The 394-nt window shown below is 39.1% G+C and carries 1 protein-coding gene; it reads right to left on the minus strand.

What is annotated here, in order from left to right:
• Positions 1–394 (minus strand): hypothetical protein (locus tag HMPREF2655_RS10550; protein WP_142352113.1); only part of this gene is annotated, 394 nt, incomplete at both ends.

Genomic DNA, 394 nt, shown 5'->3' on the forward strand with positions numbered 1-394 from the left:
CGATTTTGCAGTGGCGTTTCGTTGCTTAATCGCTTCATTTTCAGCTTGAATGGCTGTATTTTTAGCTGTGTTTTCTTCAACAGCTTTTTCATAGGCTGCTTTAGCTTCCGCATTAGCTTTTTGTACTCGAGCTAATTCTGTCTGGTAAGCTGCTAATTTTGCTTGATAATCAGCATCATTATCTTCCTTGGCTTTCTTAATAGCTGCAAGGTCTGCTTCATACTGCTTCATCGCCGCTTCATAAGTTGCTTTTGCAGTTTCATTACGCTGTTTAATCGCTTCATTTTCAGCTTTAAGCGCTTCGTTTTTAGCTGTGTTTTCTTTTACTGCTTTATCATAAGCCTCTTTAGCTTCCGCATTAGCTTTTTGTACTCGAGCTAATTCTGTCTGGTAA

Source organism: Streptococcus sp. HMSC066F01 (genome assembly GCF_001837335.1).
GTDB lineage: Bacteria > Bacillota > Bacilli > Lactobacillales > Streptococcaceae > Streptococcus > Streptococcus oralis_S.